Origin of the sequence: Paenibacillus sp. 2RAB27 (assembly GCF_052115445.1) — a bacterium.
GTDB lineage: Bacteria > Bacillota > Bacilli > Paenibacillales > NBRC-103111 > Paenibacillus_E.
The window spans coordinates 79041-93572 of record NZ_JBFRGR010000024.1 but is presented as its reverse complement, the minus strand read 5'-3'; the positions used below and the strand labels follow the sequence as shown (position 1 = coordinate 93572).

Genomic DNA, 14532 nt, shown 5'->3' with positions numbered 1-14532 from the left:
GTTGTTAATAGGTTACTCTATAAAGGACATGACTGACATTACGAATTAATGTCACTATATCATGCTTACTTTTTAGATGAAACAAAAATTAAACTAGTTCCTTCGTTACAGCGATCTATAATGAAAACAAAGACGGTCAACATAAACAACTGTGAAAGCATTGCGAAGCAAAGGTTGGCCAATGTCCACCCATTAGGAGGGAAATTCGAATGACGAACTCATCTACAAACAACTTAACCGTAACCATACCTGCTCAAAAGCTAACTGTCAGTCACACCCCGGATGTCGTCGTTGTTGGCGGCGGTGCTACAGGTATTGCCGCAGCAATTGCGGCTGCACGTAATGGTGCCAGCACGCTCCTAATAGAGCAACGGGGTTATCTAGGCGGCATGGGAACTGCTGCACTTGTACCTGCATTTTGCCCCTATACCGATGGAGAGAAGCCTGTTATTCGAGGTATCGGCCTCGATTTGCTAGAAAAAATGAAACACGCAGCTGGAGAGGATTTCCTAAACCGGTATGAACAATTGCTGGACTGGGTTCCAATCGATGTCGAAACGCTCAAACGCGTCTATGATGCCGAAGTACTTGCTAGCGGCGCACAAGTGCTATTTCATACCGTTGCTGATCAAGTGCTGCTTGACGGGGATCGCATCAGCGGTCTTGTCATTAGCAATAAATCCGGCCGTTCCGTCGTACAAGCGAAGCTGTACATTGATGCATCTGGAGATGCGGATCTTGCGGCATTGGCAGGGGTCCCTTTTCAAGTTGGCGGTGAAAATGGCGAGCTTCAGCCTGGTACGATGTGCTATGTCGTGACGGGTGCAGATAAGGAGCGCTTCAGTCAATTTCTCGCCGAAACGGGTCAGCATCCGCAACTTGAAGAACTCGTGACCTTAGCCCAGCAAAATGGTGAACTGCCAGAAGGGCGCAAACGCGTTTCAGGGATGGCATGGATTTCGAACTCCGTAGTTGGCTTTAATTTTGGCCATGTATTCAACATCGACGGAACAAAAGCAGAGGATTTAACTCGTGCCGCGATCGAAGGCCGTCAGTTGATTGATACACAAATCCGATTCTTGAAAAAGTATGTGCCTGGCTTTGAGAACATTTTCCTTGTCCATTCTGGCGATCAAATCGGTATTCGTGAAACTCGCCGCATTCAAGGTGACTACACCCTTGTCGTGGATGATTTCCTCTCGATGCGTACTTTCGAGGACGATATTGCCCGTAATTCCTACTTTATTGATATCCATTTGGCGAATGCCGGATCTACAATGACGATTAAGCATCTGCCAAAAGGAAAATCCCACGGCGTGCCTTATCGCTGTATGCTTCCGCAAGGCAAATCGAATCTCATCGTCGCAGGTCGTTCTGTTTCATCTGATCGTCCCGTGCAAGGTTCACTTCGCGTAATGCCAAATTGCTTCGCTATGGGTGAAGCGGCAGGCGTTGCTGCTTCGATGGCGAGCGTTATGGATATCGGCTTCCGCGAGGTGTCCATCCCTGAATTGCAGCGTAAATTGATCGAGCAAGGTGCCTACCTGGGAGATAATCCAGGTCTGGCGTATGCAGATCTTGAGGTCGCTGTCGGTTCTATTCATTATGAAAAAGAGAATTAATTGAAAGGGGACTCACTACCTTGCTTAACAAATGGTCGGGAAAAACCTGGGGTACCCTCGGAGATAGCATTACCGAAGCTGGCGGGTATCAGCCGCTTGTTCAGGAAGTACTGGGCTTCGCGAGTGTGATCAACTATGGCAAAAGCGGCTGTCCTATGACAGCCGGCGGTGATCGCGACTATGGTGCGACAACTCATGTTGGTCGGTTAATCGACACTACCTTGGATTGCGTCACCATCTTCGCTGGTGTGAATGACTATCGACTAGATAAGCCGATCGGGGAGTTAGGAAGTAAGGACGTGTTTACGTTTCACGGCGCGTATGCCGCTTTGATTGAGGACATTTTGACGAAAAATCCGAAATGCCGGTTGAATGTATGGACACCGCTGCAGCGGGATAAAGATCAATATGACATTTTCTATGTCAACGCTGCCGGTCATCGCCTCATTGATTATGTGGACGCTATCAAGCAGATTGGTTTGCTGTATGGGTTGCCTGTTCTTAATCTGTATGCGGAAAGCGGATTAAACAAGCTGACGCTCCCTCACTTCACTTCGGATGGCCTGCATCCGAATGAGGCTGGCCATCGGCGGATTGCTGATATGGTTGTACCGTTTTTGTTGGGTTTGTGATGTGCATAGGAACAGCTGCTCCAGAGGGTTTAGCGACCTGGGGTGGCTGTTTTTTTGTTACTTGAGAGAGTCATGGTTGGCGGGGGGCGAGGTGGCGTTACTAGGGGGAAATCTGGTGGGCGTGGTGGTGTTGATGATTATTTAGAGTTCTGATGGGCCGTGGCGGATGGTGAGTGACTAGCTATATTGAAAAAGTTTGCGAAATAACTGGATTTGTTACAGCTAATTCAGCGACTTCAGCCTATTTATTGAGAATAGATGGAAAATGTCGATCTATTCTCAGCATTTTTAGCACATCTAGTCGTATTCGCTAAAATTAACTACATAATTTCCATCTAATTGGATAAATCGAAGATTTTGCGATAAATTAACTGGATGTTTTCCATTAATCTATGTTGGCGAGCAATCCACTCCCGGCTAATGCGTACTTAACGATGCGCTGCCCCTTTCCGCTATAGGCAGGTGTGAGCATACCCTTCGAGCAAAGCTTCTTAAGCATCATGACCGCAGTCCGATGGTCGATATCAAAATGCTGCTCCACATCCTTCGGCCGGATCGGCTCTGCACGCTGAACGGCGAGACGAAGGACTTCTTTTTCTGCCATGTGGGCGCGCAGAACAGGTGTCGAACTCGCTTGATATCTCGCCATCACCATTCGCAGCAGGGCTATGCACAACTCCGGCCTTTGCTCAACATCATCATAAGCGAAGGAAATAACTTGATACCCCATCGCATGAAGAAACGTTTCACGATTCAATTCATTGCAAAATTTCTGCCTGTCCAGATCACGAACGTGTGAAGTGTAGCCTTTTATTTCGATAAGCAGCTTCACAAAGCCTGGCAACCAAGCAAAATCCGCAAAGTAGGAACGCCCGCGCCAATCGAGCACCTCATATTCAGGGTGAAGATGCTCGAAGTCACCACGTAAAATCCACCAAATTTGTTTCGCAAAAAGCGCCTCCCCATGCCCATGTCCCCTCTCCAATCTGCCGCGCCGCTCCCCACTACGATTGTTCAAATGCATCCGAATAAACGTTTCATGCTCTTCTACAACATTCATTATTCTCATCACCCTCCTAAATAAACAGAAAAACGCCMCTCATCCACTCGATTGAATGGAACGGGACGTTCTTCGTCACTTATTTGTCATTATAAGGGAAATGGGAAATATTGGTGGATGACTAGTCCTGATTAGCTAGATATAGCGGCCGCTTAGCAGGTAGCCTTCGATGCATTTCTAGAATAACTGGATTTCCTGTAGTTAAATCACAGCTTTTCACCTAATTAATTGGAATAACTGGAAAACCTACATGTAATATCGGCAGAAACTCAGATATCGCACTCAAACACACTAATTAGCTGTATATTTTCCATTTAAATGGAAAAACCAACGTTATTCCTGATTATTAACTGTAGTTTTTCCATCTATTGCGCGAGTGGGGGGCGTCTGCGTATGTCGGCGTTCTTGTGAATGACATATTTGTATTGGCGTACGTGTGAATGGCTTTCTTGTATGTGCGTACGTGTATTCCAGTACGTGCAATAGTTCCACGACTACAAGAAATAATACTGACTCAAATCCTTACCCTTCAAAGCATAGCGCTTGTAGTGTTGGTAATGCGCCTTATACAAGTCACCATCCTTCGCTGGTGCGTACGTTAGGAACAGCTGCTTGCGGCTTTTATCCGATGTATTCGTTCCACTTTGATGCGGTGTGAAAGAGTGAAAAATAATGACGTCACCCGGCTTCGTCTCAACGATTTCACCCGTAGTAGGGTCGATTTCTGCGATTTCCTGCGCGTTCATATTCCGCAGCTCCCCTGGCGTTGAGCGAAGACGCTCGTGGTACCCCGGGAACAACTCCAGCCCACCATTCACAACAGTAGCTCCGTCAATCGCAACCATCACGCTGATAAGTCCCTGGATCGGGAAGCCTTGCCACCATGCAGCATCCTGATGCATACTATAGCCGTTTGCCCCTGGCAGCTTAAAGATCAATTTATCCTTGAACAGCTGCGGCTCATCCAAATAAATGTCACGAAGCGGCGTTAGAATCCGCTCATCCTTCACCAAATCCGCGAAAACCGCAGAAATATCATGAACCGGGTCCAGTCGTTCAATTTTCACTTCACCGTTTGCATAACCTTTGTGCCCTGCTCGAACATTATTCGGTGCCGTGTACGCCTCTAGCGTGAGGAGCTTGTCACATTCCGCTTGAAGCACGATAGCCTCTTGCACGCTGAACACATTTCGCAGCACAAGATAGCCTTTCTCGTTATAGCTTTGGATCTGTTCTGTGGTAAGAATGTTAATTTTATTCATGTGTGTAATCTCCTTTGTTTGTTGCTTGTATTTGCTTCCATGACCTAATAGTACTCCGAGTTATTTACATTGCACATGCACTGGTTTATGATATTTCATATACTTTTTTGCAGTTGAAACTTCACGATGAAAGGTGAATTATGATGCCACCTATCCAAATGGTTCGATACTATTGCAGCGGAATTAGGGATAGCTTTATGATGGAAGAAGATATATATAAGGACTGGGTCCTGCTTGCCCCACAATCGGGCGGATTCTCTTACAACTTAAGTATCAATGCAGAAGAAGATTTCCAAGATGTTTCGGTTGGAGAGCTTGTCATTTGCCCGCCAGACACGTTGTTAAAACGTAAAGTAACGTCGCCTTTCTCCTTTATTTTCATAGAATTCAGTTCAGAGCACACGTATCCCCATGGCAAAGTTATGATCCGAGATATTCAGCGTTTAACATCTACCTTCACTTATTTGCGGCATCTATCCGATGAACCTTCAGACAAAAACGGAGCCTACGCAACTCACTTAATCGCGGATCTTCTGTTCCAAATTGAGAAAGAACAAGATCATACCCCGTCCTACCAGCAGGACAAAACAGACCCGATCACCTACCGCGCCCTCGCCTATATCGAGCAGCATGCGTTCGGAGCTCACTTTCAATTGCAAGACCTCGCGAAGGAGCTTGGCCTCAGCGCTTCGCAGTTAACGAGACGTTTTCAGCAGGTGTATAAGCTTTCTCCCATAGCCTATGCCACTACACTTCGACTTCAAAAAGTACGCTCCCTACTCGTCGACACCGATCTAACGCTCGAGGACATCGCTGAGCAGTGCGGGTATCAGAACGCTTTTTATATGAGCCGCATGTTTAAAAGCAAAATAAAAATAAGCCCCTCGACGTATCGAAGGACCTACCGTTTCTAAAAAGCTGTACCTACATCTTCAATTTATAGCTTACAAACGCTAATTTCTGGCTATCTGGCGACCACGAGTTGACGTTAATTGTCCCTTGTCCTCCAAATAGTGATACTAAGGTCCGAGAGGGACCTCCTGTACTTGCCATTAATCGGATTTCAACCTCTTTATTCGGGGGATGCGCATTAGGCTCGACATCTCCCTTGCGATAAACAATATAGGCAACCGTATTCCCATCTGGGGATACGTGTGGAAACCAATTATTACTGGGCTCATCTGTCATTTGTGTCTGCTCACTGCCGTCCACGTTCATTCGCCATACCTGCATCAAGCCGGATCGTGTGGAATTAAACCAAATATGCTGACCATCTGGTGAGTACTCAGGACCATCATCAAGTCCAGGAACATCAGTCAGTTGTCGCTCCACACCACCCTGAACGGGAATCGTATAAATATTGTACACACCATTCCGCTCCGCACAATACGATAATTCACGACCATCCGGAGACCACCCATGCAAATAGCTTGGGGCCATCGCTGTAATCAATGTAGGCTGACCTCCAGCCAACGGAAGCACGTAAATACGCGACTGCCCGTCCTCCTCGGTGTGATGACTCACCGCAATTTGCCTATTATCCGGGGACAACACATGGTCGTTATTACACCAATTCGCATAGCCAGAATCGATCACTTTACTTTCTCCTGTAGCTATTTCATAGGCGTAGAGCAAACCTCTCTGATTGTAAATGAGACGTTCACCATCACTCGTCCAATTCGGCGCCTCAATCAAATCATCAACTTCAGCCAATACCTGACGTTCCCCTGTGCCTACATCCACAATTTCAAGAGTACTAATGACATGTCTTTCTTCCCGCTTGCGAGGCTGCTGCAATGTATTCATGGGATACACCGTCCTTTATAGTCCCATCATACTCACTCCATAAAAGTAGTGTCAAATTTAACCAAAACGTACCTACCTTAAGCAAAAAAGAGCCGCTAAACAATCAGCAGCCCTTGCTCTGGTAAAAGTTGAACGGTCGTCGTATGACCATCTGTGGTAATCCCTAGGTGATCCTTACCAAGAAGGCCTATCGTCGCCCCCGCTCCAACACGATACACATGAATGAACCTTGCCTGCTTACCCATTTGGCGATGCAGCAATGCAGTCAGAGGTACGCTTGGATCGATGGAATGGCCCGGCGTTCGAACCGTCAGAAGCTCTTGGTCGGGAAGCACCAACGCCGTTTGATGAATCTGGGCACTACCATCCGATGAAAGCAGATACTTCATTTGAACATTGGATGCTACAGGGGTATAGCTCCCCACGATAGGCAAATCAGGCAAGTTTTCTTGGATGAGAATGGGTGGATACTGGACTTTATCTGCAAAAGAGAGCTCCTTCAGCTCCTCCGACAGCGGCGCGACCATAGGATGCATCCACCACTCGATTGACTGAGGATCATCTCTCTTGAGCGTAACCTCGAACCAATCTAACAGCCAGTCGCTTGTTAAAAAGAGATGACGATTCAGCCTGCAGCCAACGTAGGCCGAATCACTCTGCAGCCAAACGTAGGTGCTCGCTTCCGTTTGTTCAAAGCGCAGACACCGCCCTGTATGCTCGGCTTGCGATTTACCGCCTAGTGAAACCGTGTTATGACTGGCCGTTTCACCAAACCACGGACGCAACGTGGATCCATATGGAACTACGCCGAAATCTGGCGTAAGTGTTTGATCTTTATGCATCAACGACAAGTGCAGCTTATCGAGGTGTCCGTGAGCACCCCCGTGTTCGCCAAAATCCACAAGAAAAGACAGCGGGTTATCCGCATGTCTCCCGACAGCAAAACCGGATGATGGCCAAAGCTTCGAGCCACGCGGCTTCGTAAGAGCCTCAGGGTGAATCGCTATGGATGCCGTAGCGCTATACAGCAGCGCTTCAAGCCCGCAGCGCGAGCCGTCCGCCGAGCCCATCTGGCGATAGGCCTCGCGCAGAATCGGCATGAGGCCTTCCACGGCATAGTGGCTCAGCCCCAGCTCGGCTACCTCCGCGATTTCGCGGGCGTAAGGCAGCCGCTCCATCGGACCGTCGTGCAGCGCTGGCAGCACGCCTTGGTCATCGGCCAGCTCGGCTAGCGCTTCTACCATGCCGCGCATGGATTGACCCAGCGATCCCTCGCACGTGTACAGATCCTTCGCGCATCGCTTCGCCATCTCAGCGAAGATCAAATACGCCCGCAGCACGAAAACATGATAATACGTGCTGCCTTCGAACTCTAGCTGATCGGGTTTCACGCCGATCGATAGATGATGCCGGAAGCCGCCCTCGGCTTCTACTAATGCCTCTAGCTCATGCCGCTCCCCTCTGGCGGCATACACACAAGCGAGCGATGCGTTCAGCCAAGCGGTATAATTGTTCTCCGCATTGTTCCGCTCGTGGATCAAAATCCCGCGATACGCGCGCATGCTCTCTTCAAGCAGATGATGGAATGTATCTACCTTGCGCTGCTCATCTGAGCTAAAGATGACCCCTTCATCCATCAACAGGACATACGCACGAATCAGCGTCGTGGACCAGATCGATTCCGTCAGCGCTTGATGAAACGCGCGCCCCTTCAGCATCCAAGGCTGTGCATCTGGATGCACAGGGTACAGCGGAAACTGCGCCGCATACGCCACGATCAGTTGTTTGCTCAGCTCGGCATAGGCGTAGTCGCGCAGCCCCGCATAAACCGCAGCAGCCTGCAGCGCGATCCGCGCGAGCTGCTGGTGCTTATACACCAGCCATGCGCCTCGATACTCGGCGCCTTCCACTACACAGCCGTGCGGACAATGAAACTGCGTCGCATCGGCTATGAAAGGATCGAACAGCAGCTCCGTGTGGTGCTGCGGACACACATACTGGTGCCACCAGCCGCCTGGCTCCAGGGGAATCATCAGACTGCCGCTAGCCTGCAGCCCATCAATCTCTTCCTTCAGCGAGTTCGCCACCTCACTCGCCCAAGCTAAGCGCTGCACCTTCGCGCGAATCGTTTCGCTCACCTTAACGGCATCGCTCATCGCATCATCATCCCGCCGTTAACTTCAATCGTCTCTCCCGTCAGGTAGCCCGCGAGCTCCGATGCCAAATACAGAACCGCACCAGCTACATCCTCTGGTGTGCCTTCGCGCCCAAGAGGAATGCCACCGATGGTAGCCTGACGTGCTGCGTCACTCGTGAAGGTGGCGTGGAACATCGTGTTGCCAATGAACCCTGGCGACACGTTATTAACAGTGATGCCACTTGCCGCTACTTCCTTCGCCAGCCCCTTCGAATACGCCATCACAGCAGCTTTGCTGGCTGCATACACGCTAGAACCAGGCCCACCGCCATTATACGCAGCAACCGATGACATATTAATAATACGACCGGCGCCCTTGGCTTTCATGCCGGGCAGCACTCTTTTGCACATAAACACCGTGCTTTTCAAATTCACATTCATGATTCGTTCGTACATTTCCTCCGTCATCTCTGCGTTCGGCACTCGCTGCACCAAATGCCCTGCGTTATTCACCAGAATGTCGATGGAACCGCCAAAAGCTTGCTCAACCTCGTTCACAAGCCGATTAATCTGCTCAGCATCCGTCACATCGGCTTGGACAAGAATGGCCTCCCCACCAGCCGCACGAATGGCTGCCACCGTTTCCTCCCCCTGAGCTATGTTAGAAAGGCAATTCACACCAACTTTTGCCCCATTTGCAGCCAAAGACTGAGCAATCGCCCGTCCAATCCCCGCGTTCGATCCTGTTACAAGTGCAATTTTCCCAGTTAAATTAATTCCATGCATATGATTTCTGCCTCCTAATAAATAGTTTTTTATATGTTGATCAACCTTTTGCAGCCCGTAACTTATCCACAGTAGGTCGTAAAAACCCAGCCAATTGCTCCCCCATCCGACTGTGTCCATAATCCGAGGGATGTATCAAATCACTTGTCAAAGAAGTAAAATCAATCATAATCTGCGCCCCATCTAACAGGGTCAAATTCGGATGCTGGCGACTCTCCACGTATCGTTTTAGCACCTCATTAAATTGCTTTTCAGCCACGCTAAACGGATGTGCCGTATCATGAAAATACGTTGCCCGATTCGGATAGATCGTTGTCACAAAGATCGGTTTCGAAGGGTGTTTGCGAATGATCCCATCCAATAAATAAGTGACGCGATGCTGGAATTCCTCGACATTTACGGTTCCTCTCATGTTGACACCTAACTCCAGATAGGCGAGGTCCCAATCCTCCCGCTCCGCCAAATGATCCGCCAACTCTGGCTCACAATAGCAAGACCCGCTGAGTCCTAGATTCAACACATCAATATCAAGGCGGCGAGCTGTCTGCTGGACATAACCGTTATAGTGGCTCAACGCGCCAGCCCCTTGTGTAATCGACGAACCGTAGGCGAGCATGGTCAATTGCGGTACTTCCTGACGCTCAGGAGGCCTAATCGCAAAGCCATAAGCATCTATGTCAACAAAGATCGCTGTAAACCGGTCGCAATAGATACGCCACACGTTTGAAGAGAACGCGACATTATCCAATAACGCAAGCGGTACCTCAGCAAATCTTTCGGGTGATTCCAATTGTAAAGTGGTGATGACGCCAGCCTTTAAGTCATATGCCGCATGAAAAAAATCGCCCTTAAAGACGAGCACGCGTCCATCCTTTTCTTGCGCAGCCATCGTCACTCTGATATTTGTAGCCTCTGTCACAAATCGAATCTCACAGCCGCTAGACTCGGCAGCTTTGGTTCGGCCTTTTTCGGTTAATGATTCACGAACCTGCTTGGGAAACCGTTGTAGCCTAAGACCAGGCAGATACGCTCTCGATTCCAACTCCGCAACATTATGAAACACCACATTCTCCAGCATCGCTTCTCTCCACGCTTTCTCTCTATGTTTGAATTACGGGGTAATGGTTGTAAAAATCAAGGTTGGTGCCTTGTTAGTGTCCGTATATTCTCTGGTATATACTGTGGCTGGATTATCGACAGACACCATCGATAGACGGAAGCTGAGTGTGCCATCACTTTGGGTCTGAACATACTTCGTCACATCAAAAGTCACATAGCTGCCGGCAGTCACAGGAAGATCACCTGCATTCACATCCGTAAATGCTCTAGCTGGCTGATTCGCCGCAGTGATGAGTGTTGGATCCCAACTATCCGAGGCAATCCCATGGAGCAGCAGATCGGCTCCAGCTTGTGCACTCGCGACATACAAACGCAGCTGAACCGTATCGATGGTGCCTGACAAGGTCGGAACGGCTACTTTCATGTAACCCACTTGCTTCCCGCCATCTGTCTGAATGAGCATCGTGGTCGTTGTACTGTAGTTCGTATTCGCATTGGTCGATGTAACACTGTCCACATACGTATCTGCATCCACAACTTTCGTTGTTTGTGAAGGTGTTTTTACTGTAATGGTCAAGGCAGAAGACGTGAATCCGTTATACGATGCCGATACAGTAGCACTTCCTAATGCAACGCCAGTAATACCGCCACTGCTCGATACCGACACAACACTTGTCTGACTACTTGTAAAAGCAGCACCTGCCGCAGTTGCGTCTTCCGTTGATGAATCTGCGAAATGAGCCGTTACTTGAAGCTGCTTCACGCCACCGCCGAGCGCGATACTCGCAGGTACTCCTGAGATCGTAATGCCCGTCATAGCTGGTGTAGCCGTAGTGATGGTATTACTAGCTGTTGTGCGATTCGCTTGATCCATCGCTTCAACTTTGAACGTATACGACGTGCCTGGCAGAAGCTCAGTTGCGGTATACGAAGTCTTATTAGCAAAAGTAGTATCGTACAGAACTCCGTTTCGATAAATGCGATAACCAACGATGTTCGTATCATCATTTGCCGCAGGCCAGCTGAGAGTTACTTGTCGCGGAGTTACCGTTCCAAGCGATAAAGGTGTGCCTGAGCTCCAGCTTGGTGCCGTGAGATCTGTTAGAAGATCAGCGGTATACTCATCCGCTCCGACATCAGGAACACCGGCTCTGGCTTCGCGCTCAACATCTTCCGTCACGAAGGACAGTGCGCCACCACTGCCATAATTGCCAATCGAGCTATTGATTGCGAGGCTGTTGGCTGCAAGCTTTTTATAAGGTATAGATTTCAGTCGGTCATACTCACTTGAGGTCCAAAGCCATGCATAGTCAGCCTGACTTAAATTCAGCACCGCTTCTTTCATCATCGGATAAGCAACTTTCACTTCTGTTTCAGTAAGTGCAGCCGAATTCCCCGTAATTAGGGGCACGCCGTGCTGTGGGAACATGATATTTCCAGACCAGCTTAAGCCTGGGATTGGCGTCATAATTTTTATAAGTTCTTGCTGACCTCCCACCACCACATTATTGGCAAAAGTTAAATTCTGCGGAGCCATGCCGTAACGCACAAATCCCAGCTCGATACCGCTTTTATTGTCCACGAGCGTGTTGTTTGCGATCATGATATTCTTGGCAATGTAGTGATTATTGCTTGGGATCGGCTGCGTCAGATTATCGTTATCTCCCGTCGTTAAGGCAATCGTCGCGTCCCATTCTGTCCCTGTCAAACCTTGAAAATAATTGTTATAAACCTTATGATTCTGGCCGTAAACCCGCACACCGCCTGTACCTAGCGTTCGACTGTCAGGGTTTGTCGGGAGCACTTCACGACCATTTCCAATAAACATGTTGCCATAGACACTCGAACCGTTCCCCGATCTAAGGGACACTTCGCCTAAGGATTCGATGAAATAGTTGTAGCGAATGACATTGCCGCCGCTTTTGACTGAGACATATTCAGGGTCACTATCGACATGGTCGAAAATGTTGTACTGAATCGTCGCATACGCATTCAGATGCACCAAATCCGTCACGCCAAGGCGGATGCCTTCGGATTCATTTTCCTGACGAGGCAGGGTATTGCGGAAAACATTGTACTCCACCACATCGTACTGGGTAATTTCGTATGTCCCCGCTACGGTGTCTCGGTTGCCGTCGAAAAGAATAAACTTCCCGCGATCCTTTTTATTTTCCATCAAATTGTGATCCACTTGGTTGTGATGCGAACTCCAACCATCGATGTACACCCAGCTGGATTTGGTTGCATCCGTTGCTGAGCTTGGTGAATGAAAATAATTGTTCGTGATCCGCATATGGTTACAGCCTGTAATTCGAATCCAATTCGAGGCTGTGCTGTCCATAACGAACGTCATATCTTGGATAGTGATGTAGGAGCTGTCTGTGAATTTGATCGGACCTGCGTTGAATACGGCCATTCCTTTGTTCTTCGCTTTGATGACGATCGGATTGCTGGCGTCGCCATGTTTGCCCGTGATGCTGAAGGAAGCATAATTCCCATTCTCCAATTGGATCACAGTGCCCGGATTCGCTGCATTAATAGCTTGCACAAGCTGGGTTGAGTTGCTTACGGAGACAGGAGGATTCGCAATAGTTTGCGGTATCGCTGATATAGCTGGCGCGCTATTCGAACTTTCACCCGCTGTATTCACAGCACTAACGACGAAATAGTAAGTCTGACCAACCGTTAAACCAGTCACCGTGTAATTCGTTGCTGTGATCGGTGATCCGTTCACCGACGTGAAAGGTCCACTCCCACTGGACGCCATCTTCACATTGTAGCCAGTTGCTGTGGCTGATGCTGTCCACGCTACGTTAACTGCACCTGTGCTAGGTAGCGAAGTCGTTACGCTCGTTGGGGAGCTTGGTACTGTCGGAGATGACGTTGAGCCACTTGTTGCCGTTGCTGTAATATCGTCAAAAGCTGTCGCACCCGCATAACTGTAAAGGCCGACTTGACCGGATGTGTATGGCGTTGTGTCCGTCCCTGAAAGGACAAGCGTGCTGCCGTAATAGCCTTCGAGCTTCAGGCTGCCATCCGTGTTTTGAGTCGATTGGAGCTTCATAGGCAAGTAGCCGAGACTATCAAACTGGGCGCTCAGCGTCGTGTTCGTGACGGAAACGCCGCTAGCGTTCGGGGTGCCTGCCGTTTGAGGAACGCTGATCTTCGAGCTGCCTGTTACCTTTTCCAAATAAAATTGATAACTGGATGAGTTCTTCTTCATCGTAAAACGGTAATACGTCGCCGTCGTTCCACTACCTGAGTACCTAGCTACGAGTCCAGCATACGTGCTGTTGGCGCCAGTCACCTTGAGTTTGCCTGATAACGTGAGGTCACTGTTCGTGATGGCCGGTGTTGCTGCGCCCCACTGGTCATTTGTTATTACATACGTGACACCTGTAGTTGCATCCGTCTGTCTTAGAAAGTGATTCTGTGTCGCTCCACCGGATGCGGCTTCCGCATCCATGGACCAAGTCGTGCTGCCGCCAACGACAGATTTCCACGGCTGGGTGCTGGTTGATGTGCTCCCCACTGGTGAACTATAGCCTGTTGTTGCGTTGCCGTAGCTTTCGAAATCCTCCGTTAGCGGCAATCCTGCTGCTGAGGCTGCAGGTGTAGGGATGATGGCCAGACACAGGGATAACAGCAATAGTACAGATAACATGCCACTCACAAGCTTCCGTTTCCTAACCATCATTTCATTCATAAATATAAATTCACCATCCTTTTCATTGAACTAAGACCAATTATAGTTAGGTGTGACGCTGAAACATATGATCGAATTTAAGCAGTATTGTGTTTTTTTAAACAGGGGGTACAGGTGAATTAGCAGGAAGATTACCAGTCTGATAGCTAGAGCAGCCTCTGAGGGGAACGTTGGTGCGCTATTTTACTAATTCTGCCTTTATTCGATGGTTAGGGGAACGTCGGTGCGCTATTTCTCTCATTTACGTGTGAATACGAGATTTTTGGGTGAATAGCGCATCCTTGTTCCCTTTCGGCTAAAAATAATCATATTTCACCTAAATAGCGCATCCTCGTTCCCCTCGGACGTAGGTATGACGTTCCATTATGATTTGGACCCAACCAATCTAGCTACTGGTAGGATCCTAAGTGGTGTTTATATAGCTCATTCCTGCATAGTTTGTGTGAAGAGTGTACTTTTGGT

The 14532-nt window shown here is 48.8% G+C and carries 10 protein-coding genes; 3 read left to right on the top strand and 7 right to left on the bottom strand.

Annotated features, from left to right (window positions below; all coding sequences use genetic code 11):
* The first annotated feature begins 209 nt into the window (after window positions 1-209).
* Both AB4114_RS26020 and AB4114_RS26015 read left to right on the top strand, forming a co-directional pair.
* On the top strand, window positions 210-1622 hold the full coding sequence (locus AB4114_RS26020; protein ID WP_441991070.1) for an FAD-dependent oxidoreductase: 1413 nt from the start codon (window positions 210-212) through the stop codon (window positions 1620-1622).
* Window positions 1623-1642: 20 nt separating this feature from the next.
* Complete coding sequence (locus tag AB4114_RS26015; RefSeq protein WP_441991069.1) at window positions 1643-2254, top strand: SGNH/GDSL hydrolase family protein; 612 nt, start codon at window positions 1643-1645, stop codon at window positions 2252-2254.
* 385 nt (window positions 2255-2639) lie between these two features.
* Here AB4114_RS26015 and AB4114_RS26010 read toward each other — a convergent pair whose 3' ends face one another.
* The gene (locus tag AB4114_RS26010; RefSeq protein ID WP_441991068.1) at window positions 2640-3314 is read right to left on the bottom strand and encodes a hypothetical protein; all 675 of its coding nucleotides are present in this window, start codon (window positions 3312-3314) and stop codon (window positions 2640-2642) included.
* 494 nt (window positions 3315-3808) lie between these two features.
* Window positions 3809-4576: a phytanoyl-CoA dioxygenase family protein gene (locus AB4114_RS26005; RefSeq protein WP_441991067.1), complete on the bottom strand. Its 768-nt coding sequence runs from the start codon at window positions 4574-4576 to the stop codon at window positions 3809-3811.
* Between the two features lie 197 nt (window positions 4577-4773).
* On the opposite strand from AB4114_RS26005, the gene AB4114_RS26000 reads away from it, so the two are divergent.
* A complete protein-coding gene (locus AB4114_RS26000) occupies window positions 4774-5490 on the top strand; it encodes a helix-turn-helix domain-containing protein (protein WP_441991066.1) in 717 nt (238 codons plus the stop codon).
* Between the two features lie 10 nt (window positions 5491-5500).
* On the opposite strand, the gene AB4114_RS25995 is transcribed toward AB4114_RS26000, so the two are convergent.
* The 5 genes from AB4114_RS25995 to AB4114_RS25975 all read right to left on the bottom strand — a co-directional run bounded on the left by AB4114_RS25995 (window position 5501) and on the right by AB4114_RS25975 (window position 14070).
* Complete coding sequence (locus AB4114_RS25995; protein ID WP_441991065.1) at window positions 5501-6382, bottom strand: TolB family protein; 882 nt, start codon at window positions 6380-6382, stop codon at window positions 5501-5503.
* 95 nt (window positions 6383-6477) lie between these two features.
* On the bottom strand, window positions 6478-8538 hold the full coding sequence (locus AB4114_RS25990) for a heparinase II/III domain-containing protein (RefSeq protein WP_441991064.1): 2061 nt from the start codon (window positions 8536-8538) through the stop codon (window positions 6478-6480).
* Window positions 8535-9305: an SDR family NAD(P)-dependent oxidoreductase gene (locus AB4114_RS25985; RefSeq protein ID WP_441991063.1), complete on the bottom strand. Its 771-nt coding sequence runs from the start codon at window positions 9303-9305 to the stop codon at window positions 8535-8537. Before AB4114_RS25985 ends, AB4114_RS25990 begins: the two co-directional genes overlap by 4 nt.
* A gap of 40 nt (window positions 9306-9345) precedes the next feature.
* A complete protein-coding gene (locus AB4114_RS25980; protein WP_441991062.1) occupies window positions 9346-10383 on the bottom strand; it encodes an SGNH/GDSL hydrolase family protein in 1038 nt (345 codons plus the stop codon).
* A gap of 33 nt (window positions 10384-10416) precedes the next feature.
* On the bottom strand, window positions 10417-14070 hold the full coding sequence (locus AB4114_RS25975) for a chondroitinase-B domain-containing protein (protein WP_441991061.1): 3654 nt from the start codon (window positions 14068-14070) through the stop codon (window positions 10417-10419).
* Window positions 14071-14532 lie beyond the last annotated feature (462 nt).

Coding starts and splice junctions, on each gene's coding strand:
- AB4114_RS26010 (WP_441991068.1), bottom strand. CDS start 3,314: ATGAATGTTGTAGAAGAGCATGAAACGTTTATTCGGATGCATTTGAAC.
- AB4114_RS26005 (WP_441991067.1), bottom strand. CDS start 4,576: ATGAATAAAATTAACATTCTTACCACAGAACAGATCCAAAGCTATAAC.
- AB4114_RS26020 (WP_441991070.1), top strand. CDS start 210: ATGACGAACTCATCTACAAACAACTTAACCGTAACCATACCTGCTCAA.
- AB4114_RS25990 (WP_441991064.1), bottom strand. CDS start 8,538: ATGAGCGATGCCGTTAAGGTGAGCGAAACGATTCGCGCGAAGGTGCAG.
- AB4114_RS25975 (WP_441991061.1), bottom strand. CDS start 14,070: ATGAATGAAATGATGGTTAGGAAACGGAAGCTTGTGAGTGGCATGTTA.
- AB4114_RS25980 (WP_441991062.1), bottom strand. CDS start 10,383: ATGCTGGAGAATGTGGTGTTTCATAATGTTGCGGAGTTGGAATCGAGA.
- AB4114_RS25995 (WP_441991065.1), bottom strand. CDS start 6,382: ATGAATACATTGCAGCAGCCTCGCAAGCGGGAAGAAAGACATGTCATT.
- AB4114_RS25985 (WP_441991063.1), bottom strand. CDS start 9,305: ATGCATGGAATTAATTTAACTGGGAAAATTGCACTTGTAACAGGATCG.
- AB4114_RS26000 (WP_441991066.1), top strand. CDS start 4,774: ATGATGGAAGAAGATATATATAAGGACTGGGTCCTGCTTGCCCCACAA.